Source organism: Nocardia sp. NPDC004604 (assembly GCF_040609795.1).
Taxonomy (GTDB): domain Bacteria; phylum Actinomycetota; class Actinomycetes; order Mycobacteriales; family Mycobacteriaceae; genus Nocardia.
The window spans coordinates 1-8,155 of sequence record NZ_JBEXLC010000242.1 but is presented as its reverse complement, the minus strand read 5'-3'; the positions used below and the strand labels follow the sequence as shown (position 1 = coordinate 8,155).

10 protein-coding genes and 1 pseudogene are annotated in these 8,155 nt (G+C 66.7%); 4 read left to right on the top strand and 7 right to left on the bottom strand.

The window, feature by feature from the left end:
• Positions 1-34 precede the first annotated feature (34 nt).
• Together ABZW16_RS41975 and ABZW16_RS41970 are read left to right on the top strand one after the other, a co-directional pair.
• Entirely contained in the window at positions 35-289 is a 255-nt protein-coding gene (locus ABZW16_RS41975; protein WP_354961737.1) for a hypothetical protein, read from the top strand.
• A gap of 203 nt (positions 290-492) precedes the next feature.
• Positions 493-1,182 (top strand): S1 family peptidase, encoded by a 690-nt coding sequence (locus tag ABZW16_RS41970; RefSeq protein ID WP_354961736.1) that lies wholly within the window; start codon positions 493-495, stop codon positions 1,180-1,182.
• On the opposite strand, the gene ABZW16_RS41965 is transcribed toward ABZW16_RS41970, so the two are convergent.
• The gene (locus ABZW16_RS41965) at positions 1,131-2,003 is read right to left on the bottom strand and encodes a helix-turn-helix transcriptional regulator (RefSeq protein ID WP_354961735.1); all 873 of its coding nucleotides are present in this window, start codon (positions 2,001-2,003) and stop codon (positions 1,131-1,133) included. The two genes, ABZW16_RS41970 and ABZW16_RS41965, sit on opposite strands and share 52 nt — an antisense overlap.
• 130 nt (positions 2,004-2,133) lie before the next feature.
• On the opposite strand from ABZW16_RS41965, the gene ABZW16_RS41960 reads away from it, so the two are divergent.
• Entirely contained in the window at positions 2,134-2,547 is a 414-nt protein-coding gene (locus tag ABZW16_RS41960; protein WP_354961734.1) for a hypothetical protein, read from the top strand.
• A gap of 218 nt (positions 2,548-2,765) precedes the next feature.
• On the opposite strand, the gene ABZW16_RS41955 is transcribed toward ABZW16_RS41960, so the two are convergent.
• Both ABZW16_RS41955 and ABZW16_RS41950 read right to left on the bottom strand, forming a co-directional pair.
• Positions 2,766-3,278 (bottom strand): GNAT family N-acetyltransferase, encoded by a 513-nt coding sequence (locus ABZW16_RS41955; RefSeq protein WP_354961733.1) that lies wholly within the window; start codon positions 3,276-3,278, stop codon positions 2,766-2,768.
• A 323-nt stretch (positions 3,279-3,601) separates the two neighbouring features.
• A complete protein-coding gene (locus ABZW16_RS41950; protein ID WP_354961732.1) occupies positions 3,602-4,024 on the bottom strand; it encodes a hypothetical protein in 423 nt (140 codons plus the stop codon).
• Positions 4,025-4,301: 277 nt separating this feature from the next.
• Here ABZW16_RS41950 and ABZW16_RS41945 point away from each other — a divergent pair, with 277 nt between their 5' ends.
• Positions 4,302-4,718, top strand: coding sequence for a pyridoxamine 5'-phosphate oxidase family protein (locus ABZW16_RS41945; RefSeq protein ID WP_354961731.1), 417 nt, complete (start codon positions 4,302-4,304; stop codon positions 4,716-4,718).
• Position 4,719: 1 nt separating this feature from the next.
• Here ABZW16_RS41945 and ABZW16_RS41940 read toward each other — a convergent pair whose 3' ends face one another.
• The 4 genes and pseudogenes from ABZW16_RS41940 to ABZW16_RS41925 all read right to left on the bottom strand — a co-directional run.
• Positions 4,720-5,298: an NUDIX domain-containing protein gene (locus tag ABZW16_RS41940; protein ID WP_354961730.1), complete on the bottom strand. Its 579-nt coding sequence runs from the start codon at positions 5,296-5,298 to the stop codon at positions 4,720-4,722.
• A 61-nt stretch (positions 5,299-5,359) separates the two neighbouring features.
• Positions 5,360-6,370 (bottom strand): YncE family protein, encoded by a 1,011-nt coding sequence (locus ABZW16_RS41935; protein WP_354961729.1) that lies wholly within the window; start codon positions 6,368-6,370, stop codon positions 5,360-5,362.
• 88 nt (positions 6,371-6,458) lie between these two features.
• Entirely contained in the window at positions 6,459-6,728 is a 270-nt protein-coding gene (locus tag ABZW16_RS41930; protein ID WP_354961738.1) for a hypothetical protein, read from the bottom strand.
• Positions 6,729-7,160: 432 nt separating this feature from the next.
• Positions 7,161-8,060, bottom strand: a pseudogene (locus ABZW16_RS41925) (RNB domain-containing ribonuclease); the annotation flags it as partial.
• Positions 8,061-8,155: the final 95 nt, after the last annotated feature.

Sequence of the window (8,155 nt, the reverse complement as noted above, 5' to 3'; positions counted from 1 at the left end):
TAGAATAATTTTTATTAAGTGCTTAAAAATCTGAATGCGGGCCGAACAGGGCCTGCCGCCCGGTGTCGATATCGCGCACCAGGCGGTGGGCAGCATGTTCGACAGCGCGAACAACGGGTGGCAGCAGTACGCGGCCCGGCGCTTCACGCTGGTGCCGGTGCCGGGCGATCATCTGCACATGATGACCGAACCGCATGTCGGTGAGGTCGCTGTGCAACTCGACGCGGCGCTGGCGGCGGCGGATCCGGATCTGGATCGGGAGCTGGGCGCCGAAATGCTCGACGCCTGACCGATGCGACCCGACCGTTATGCGCGACGACCCGCATAACGGTCGGGTTCGGCGCTGTAGCAGGCGTGGTTCTCGTCATGGTGAACTACAGTTTCGAGGTGGCCGCAGCCATCGGGGGTTGCTCTCCATCGCGGGTGCGGTTGGCCAACGCCTGCGTCGATTCCGATGTCGGCCAGCGCTTTTCGATCGGGAGGGTAGTTGCCGTGAAGTTCGCAATGCTCGCACTGGCCGCGACCGCGGTGGGGTTCGCGGGGGCCGGTACTGCGCAAGCGGCGGGAAATGCCGTGGTCGGCGGAGGTACCGGTCTGGTCTTCGATAGCAACGCGGTGTGCTCGCTGACCGCCATCGGCTACGACAGCGCCGGGCGACTGGTCGGGCTCACCGCCGGGCACTGCGCCCCGACCGGCGCGCGATTGGGCGCCGAGCAGTTCCTCGACACCGGCGTGATCGGCACCGTCGCATACTCCGATGAGGGCGAGGGCTTGGACTTCGCGGTGCTGGAATTCGATCCGGCGAAGGTCACGCCCGCGCGCAATATCGGCCCGACCACCATCGCCGGGTTCGCCGCCGCACCCGTCCCCGGTGAACCGGTGTGCACGAGCGGGCGCAGCAGCCGAATCGACTGCGGCATCGTGTGGGGCACGCTGGAGAGTGTCGTTATCAACCAGTCCTGTTCCAGGCCCGGCGATTCCGGTGGTCCGGTCACGGTGGGTGATCGACTGGTGGGTATGAATCAGGGGCGGCTGACCAGCCTCGGCGGCCTCGGGTTCAATATTCCGTGCACCTTGGGCGCGAATCCCATTCACTCACCGGCGTTTTTCGCGCCGATCGATCAGATCCTTCAGGCCGTGGATGCCACCGGTGGTGTCGGCAGCGGATTCCAGCCCATCTGATCGGATGTGGAGTTCACCGCCGCGAGCCCGCGCAGGGTTTCGGCGGTGAATGCGTCCAGGGGGTAGAACAATTCGATCGCGAGCTCGGAGAGCGTGATATCGGCGGGTGCACCGAAGGTGGCCATGGTGCTGAACATGCGCAGTTCGCCGACCGGGGTCCGAATGCGCAATGGGACCTCGAACGGACTCGGTTGTGCCGTATCGTCATCCGGTTCTTCGCGGTAGCCCGGTGGCAGGGGATAGGCGGCGACCTCGTCGCACAGTGTCCGCAGCTCGGCGTCACCGGTCACGTTGACCTGGTGAGACAGTCGCTCCAGGAACAACTCTCGCACCTGGGTCAGGTTGGCGAGGCGGCCCGAGAGGCCATCGGGATGCAGCACCAGCCGATAGACATTCGGCCGCGGCAGCAGCAGTTCGTCGGGGATGCCGGTCATGAACAGGCCCATCGCGGCATTTTCACTGACCACATTCCACAGCCGGTCCACCACGACCGCCGGATAGGGTTCGTGCGCGGTCAGCATGATGTCGAGCGCGGAACGGACCGAGGCCAGGCCCGCGTCATCGAGGCTGCTCTCCCGGTAGGCGGGCGCGTAGTCGGCGGCCAGCAGCAGGGTATTGCGCTCGCGCAGTGGCACCTCCAGTGCATCGCAGAGCCGCAGGATCATGGCCCGACTCGGCTTGGCCCGTCCGGTCTCCACATAGGAGATGTGCCGTGCGGAGCTGTCTGCCGATAGCGCCAGGTCGAGCTGACTGAGTCTGCGCCGCTGGCGCCAGGTGCGCAGCAATGCGCCGACGCGCGTATCCGTCCGAGTTGATGCCACCCGAGCAGGCTAGTCAGCGCCGCCTGCGCTCGGCCATGACCTCCGAGGTTATTGAGACCTGTACCTCGAACCGGGCATGGTCGGTGCCGGGAGCCGATCGGCTGCCATGGATCGACCTCAGGAGAGGGATATGGGCACGTCGACACCGAACACTCGGCCCGCATCGGACACCGATTTCTTGCGGACCGTGCTGCGCATGGACGGATGGGGAACAGGGGCCTTCGGCGTCGTTATGCTGGCCGGGGCGGCGGCGCTGAGTGGACCGTTGGGGCTGCCGACGACCTGGTCCATTCCATTCGCAGTCGCGATGATCGGCGGCGGGCTCGCGCTACTGCTCATCGCCGGGTATCCGGAGCTGGTGCCGGGCCACGCGAGTGCGGTTGTCGGCGTCAACGCGGTATCGGCGGCGGCACTGGTGGTGTTGGCGTTCTCCGGTGTGCTGGAACTGACCGGGCTCGGGGTGGTTTTCCTGCTGATCGGGGCGGTGTGGGTGGCGGTATTCGCCGGGCTGCAGGCCCGCGGGGTGCGCCGGGCCGGCACGTGAGTCCGGCTCTGTCGGTCCCCTAGGGCCAGCCCGATCGCGCTGATCAACCTCATCGCCGCGATACCCCGCCACCCACAGCAAGGCCCCAGTCCCCCTTCCAGAGCTGCTCGCCGAGCGTAGTCATATGGCGGTCGAATCCGCCTGGGCGACCACCGTTCGACTACCCTCGACGGCCCCCTGAAGGGGCGATACGGCAGGAGCTGGCTGGGCGCGGCACGTCAACCTCGACCTTGGTGGGGTGTTGGGGGCGATGGTTCGGAAGCCAGTGCGATGACCATCTCGCGCTCCAGGCGCGGATCATCGTCGGCGCAGCGCTGTTCGCGTCCGGTGAAGGTGAAACCTGTTCGCAGGTACAGGCGTTCGGCGTGCTGATTGCCGACGACGACGCAGAGTCGCAGCTGGTGCTGGTCATGTGCGCGAGCCCAATCGAGCGTCGCGGCCAGCAGGAGATCCGAGGTACCCCGTCCGCGCGCACGCGGATTCACCCAGACCGATACCACCGTGGGCGGCTCGGTCTCGGTGATGATGCCCGCGCAGCCGACGACGCCATCGCCATGCTCGGCAACGAACAGCAGTCGGGTGCCCATCCATTGCCGCCATTGCCGTTCGTCCCATTGCGCGGCCACCGCATAGGTCGTCGCGAATGTCCCCGGTGGCGATCCCGCGAGGGCGTCGAGCCGGATCTCTCGCGCGACCGTCCACTCGTCCCCGCCCAACTGCCGCACGCTCATTCGGCGATATTGCACCGGCATCTCTCGGTCGTGCAACCGCATATCTGCCCGCGAGTGCCCCGGGGACCAGCGGCTATCAGCTCAACGCTTCCGCCGTACCCGTTCACGCCACAGCCGGTCGCACCTGGGGCAGTCGATGCATCGACCCACCGCGGCCAGCGGTTGGGTGTCCGGCGCGTGGCCGCCTGTCGCGGAAGCCGCGAGCCTGCACAGGGTCTCCGGCCGTCCTGCATGCTGTGCCCGTGCTGAGCGATATGCGCGCGCTCACGTTGAGTCGCCGCTCGCGCGATACCGGGCCGTCGGCCTGAGACAGGCGGGCGGGTTCATCGCAGTCGACCGGTGCGGTTGGTCATCCGGTCGTCGCGCGTCGCCTCGGTGTGGGTCTGATGTGGCTCCGCGTGTCGTTCGCGGGCGAGTTCGAGCATGGTCAGTCCGGTTTCGCGGATGAGGCTGTCCAGATCGTCGAGCATTTCGGCGATGGCATCGCGGGTCGTCTGCAATTCCTCGGAGCTCGGATCGCGCCGGTCGAAGACGACGCGGAGCTTATGTAGTCGGAGTCCGACATCGAAGAGGCGGCGCACCAGTCGATCGCTTGAATCGGCGAATGCGGTCGCACCTGCGGAAAGCTCATTGGTGGGGACGAAGGATCGTCGCGGCTTGCGCCGGGGCCCTCGAGCGACGCCCATGCGAATGCCGGGAAGTCGACGGGAGTCGCTCTGCGCGCTCGACCGCGAATTGTCTGGCATAACATTCCTCCTGAGTCAGCTGATTCGCATCGGTGGCCACGTTTCGAGACCCGGAGACCTGGGTAACCTAACTCGCGCGATACTGCGGCAGTGATCGGGTCCCCGGGGAATTCGATACTTCTGTACCACTTTTCGTTGTACTCACACGGTAATCACTTGGTACACAACAGGATCTGGATCTCATTGATTCCGCGTTCATCGCGTCCGAGCTGCGCACGTGGTGTGCTGATCGAATAAGGGGGCTGCTTCGCATGGCGTGCGGGTGGACAATGGGGGTATGACAGTAAACGGTGTGCGGGAGTCACGCGAACTGTCGGTCGATGCGTCGCTGCATCTGCTCGGCACGATCGGATTCGGTCGTGTTGCGTTCTCGCGCTACGCGTTACCCGCTATTCGGCCGGTCAGTCACGCGGTTGTCGATGACCAACTGGTGCTCTACGCCGACTCCGCAACAACCAGTTCGCTCGATCGTCAGGTGGTCGCTTACGAGGTGGACACGATCGATCACGAAACCTCCCTCGGCTGGTGTGTGATCGTGACCGGGATTGCCGATACCATCCGCGACCAACACGAAATCCTGCGCTATCAGCAGTTCTTGCCGGAGCGCACGGTCGGGGCGGGTGATCGGGTGACCAGGATCCTGCCCGATATCGTCACCGGCATCGAATACGTCGCCGAGGACGCCGAACGGTAACCTAACGGTCCGGGATCGGTACGGGGAGTAGGGGTTCGAGCTTCGCCAGGAAGCGGGCGAAGTGCGGGTCGGCGTCCGTGCGGTCGAAAGTATCGATCTCCCACCAGCACGACTCGCTGAATTCACCTGGGTCCAGGGTGTATTCGCGGGTGCGGTCGCCGCGGATGACATACCAGAGGCTGACATCCTCATGGCCACTGTCGATTCCAACGGTCGTGGTCACAGTGAGAAACAGCGGTTCGGTTCCGTTGACGGTGAACTCGGCGTCGATACCCAACTCCTCGGCCGCCTCGCGTCCGGCGGCGGCCAGCGGATGTTCGCCCGGCGCGATATGACCGCCGGTCGGCAGCCGCAGTCCGGCCAGCCGATGGCGGCCGAGCAGGACGCTGCGGGTATGTGGGTCGACCAGCACGACGTAGGAAACCAGATGCCGTGCGGGCGTGTCGGGTTTGACTCGACGAAATACATCGTCGGTGGCGGCGAGCCAGGCCAGCGTTTCCGCGATGTGCTGGCGTTCGAGCTCGTCGAGCGGATCGATGGCGTCGACGATATCGGCGACGGCGGCGGTCGCGAGGTTCATGGCAGGCGACAGTAGCGGCAGGCACCGACAGATCGCTCACTGCCCAGTATCTACCGCCGAGCTATGTCGACGGTTCGAACTCCAACAGCACCGGTCCGCCGCCCTGGCCCTTCGGAAGTGGGAAGAAGCTGTGGTGCGTATCCGGATCGACGGCGACCGTATGCGCGCCGTCGGCGAGGTGATCGGATGCGAGGGCGATGGTGTGTTCGGCGCGCTGGTCGAACAGGCTGACCCACCCGCTCTCGGCGGCAACATACAGCCGATGGGCTGAATCGTCGTAGACCAGCACATCGGGAGTCCGGCCGACGCTGTTCGCATCGATGACGGCGCGATGGGTGAGATCGACAGTGACCAGGCGCGCATTGTCCTCGCACCCGACGAACATCAGCCGGTCGGCCGCATCCAATGCCTGCCCGTGCGGTCCGGCGCAGCCGGGTACCGGGATGCGGTCGGTCACCGTCAGCGTCTGTGGATCGATGACGGCGAGATCGGTGCGGCCCTGCACCGCGACGACCATTCGGTCGGTATCGGAGTCATAGACGACATTGCCGACCTCGCCGCCCAATGGCACCGTGCCACGGACGGTTCCGGTCTCGGCGTCGATAACGGTTTCGGTCCCGGCACGCTGGTTGGTGGTCCATACCGCGTCGCGGCGTGGATCGTAGGCGAGTCCGTCCGGATAGTCACCGGTCGGTGAGGTGCGCAGGATCGTGCCGCTCTCGGAGTCGATGGTCGCGAGTTGGTTGCGTCCGGTCGCGGTCGCGAAGATTCGATGCCGCTGCGGAACCGCGAGCACGCCGTGCACGTCGGGCAGATCGGCAATTGTGCGCACCACGCGATGGGCGCGGATATCGATCTCGACGACCGCGCCCGCACCCATATGCGCCACCCACAGCAAGCCCGATCCGGCGTCGAGGCTCATATAGTCGAATCGCACGGCCGCACCGGGCAGGTCGAGTTGCCCGAGTCGATGTAGCGGCAATGGGCTCGGCTGAGGCGGCGCCGAGGTGCCGCACCCGGTCGCCACCATGACGATCGCGCAGGTCAGGGCCATCGGCCAGGTCGGTCGCATCGAGCCTCCCGTCGAAGACAACCGTGGGTTCAGACTAGTCCCGGAGCGGATAGGGGGCGTGGATCCGGGCGGCGCAAGGGTGCATCCGTCAGGCCGGGAAGGTGAAGCCGACCTTGCGGGTCGTGGGGTCCGCGGCGATCAGGCGCACCCGGACCTTCGAACCCTCGGGTGGTGCGCCCAGGCAGGGGCCGACGACGGGTGGGTCGGCGACGAAGACTTCGGCGGGGCGGCTGCCATTGGCTTCGCGCACCACCACGGCATCGAACACCGTGCCGCCGCGTTCGGCGAGCAGGGTGGCCTCGGTCAGGTCGATGCAGGCCCGTTCCACCTTGCCCGCGATGCTGTCGCTGCGCTTCATCGAGTCGGCGGTGGGGACCAGGCCGTTGCGAACCCATTGCGGCACTTCGGTTCCGGCGCAGCGGGCCAGGCAGATCTCGGTGGCGAACCGGTCCGCAAGGCGACGCAGCGGCGCGGTCACATGTGCATACGCCGCGCCGATCGCGCTGTGCTGCAGATTGTTGGGCGCATTGTTCCCGGATCGAGCGTCGTTCGTCGATCGTGGGCCGCCGGTCGCCCGGCTGCTTCCGGCCTCCTGCCCGCCGCCGGTCGGTCCACCGCCAACCGGTTGCCCACCGCCAACCGGTTGCCCACCGCCAGCCGGTTGCCCACCGCCAGCCGGTTGCCCACTGCCAACCTGTTGCCCACCGCCGGTCGCCGCCGCGCCGCCGGTTGTCTGCCCGCCACTGATCGGCGCACCACCCGCCGCTGCGATGCCACCGTCGAGCACGGTGTAGGCGGCGCCCCGCAACAGCGTGGTCGCTTCCGACATCAGCACCAGCGTCGCGGGCGCCTTCGGATCCAACCCGGCCAACATCCGCCCGACGGATTCGTCCACGGGCCATTCGACCCCGAGCGCCGCGGCGGTCCTGCGCATCGAATCGATCGCCGATTCCGTGGGCGCCGGCATGGTCCGCAAGAGTGCGATGCGCGCACCGGCACCGGGTGCGCCATCGGATCCACTGCCGTTCAACATGATTCGCGCCGCACACATGCCGGTGAGCAGTGAAACCTGCTCGTTCCAGTCGTCGGCCGGGGTGCGCGGTTCGACAACGAGGCGCCAGTGCCCATCGGAGCTGTCGTCGCGGATAATGCTCTGGGCGGGCAGTCGCAGCCCGATCGCGCCGCGCGCCAGCCCGGCCTCGATGCGCCGCGTGCCGAATTCCGGCAGGGCCGCGATCGAGGGATGCAGGCGGTTCGCGTCGGCGTCGGTCTGGACGCTCGCGTAGTCGAGCCGGGCCCGGGAGCGCACGGTCGCCCGGACCACCGAGAACCGTTGCGGTTCGGCGTTCTCATCACATTCGATGGTCCACAGGGCGGCGGGCCTGGTCTGTTCGGGGAGCAGGCTCGCGGAGTTCTCCGACAGGATCGTCGGATGCAGCGGCACGGTGCCGTCGGGGAGATAGAAGGTCTGGCCGCGCATACCCGCTTCTCTGGCCAGTGGGCCAGCCGGGTCGATGACGGCGCCGACATCGGCGATCGCGTAATACACGGTGAAGCCGGATGCGGTGTGTTCGATATGTACCGCCTGGTCCAGATCCATGGCGCCGGGCGGGTCGATCGTGACGAACGGAATATCGGTGCGATCACTGCGATGGCCCGCGAACGCATCGAACGCGTCGCGGGCCGCCGCGGTGGGGCCCGGCGGGGTCCGCCCGGGCCAACCCGATTGCGTACTCTATGGCCCCCACAACTACCGTCACGAGACAGTCTTCTGGGGGTGGTAGA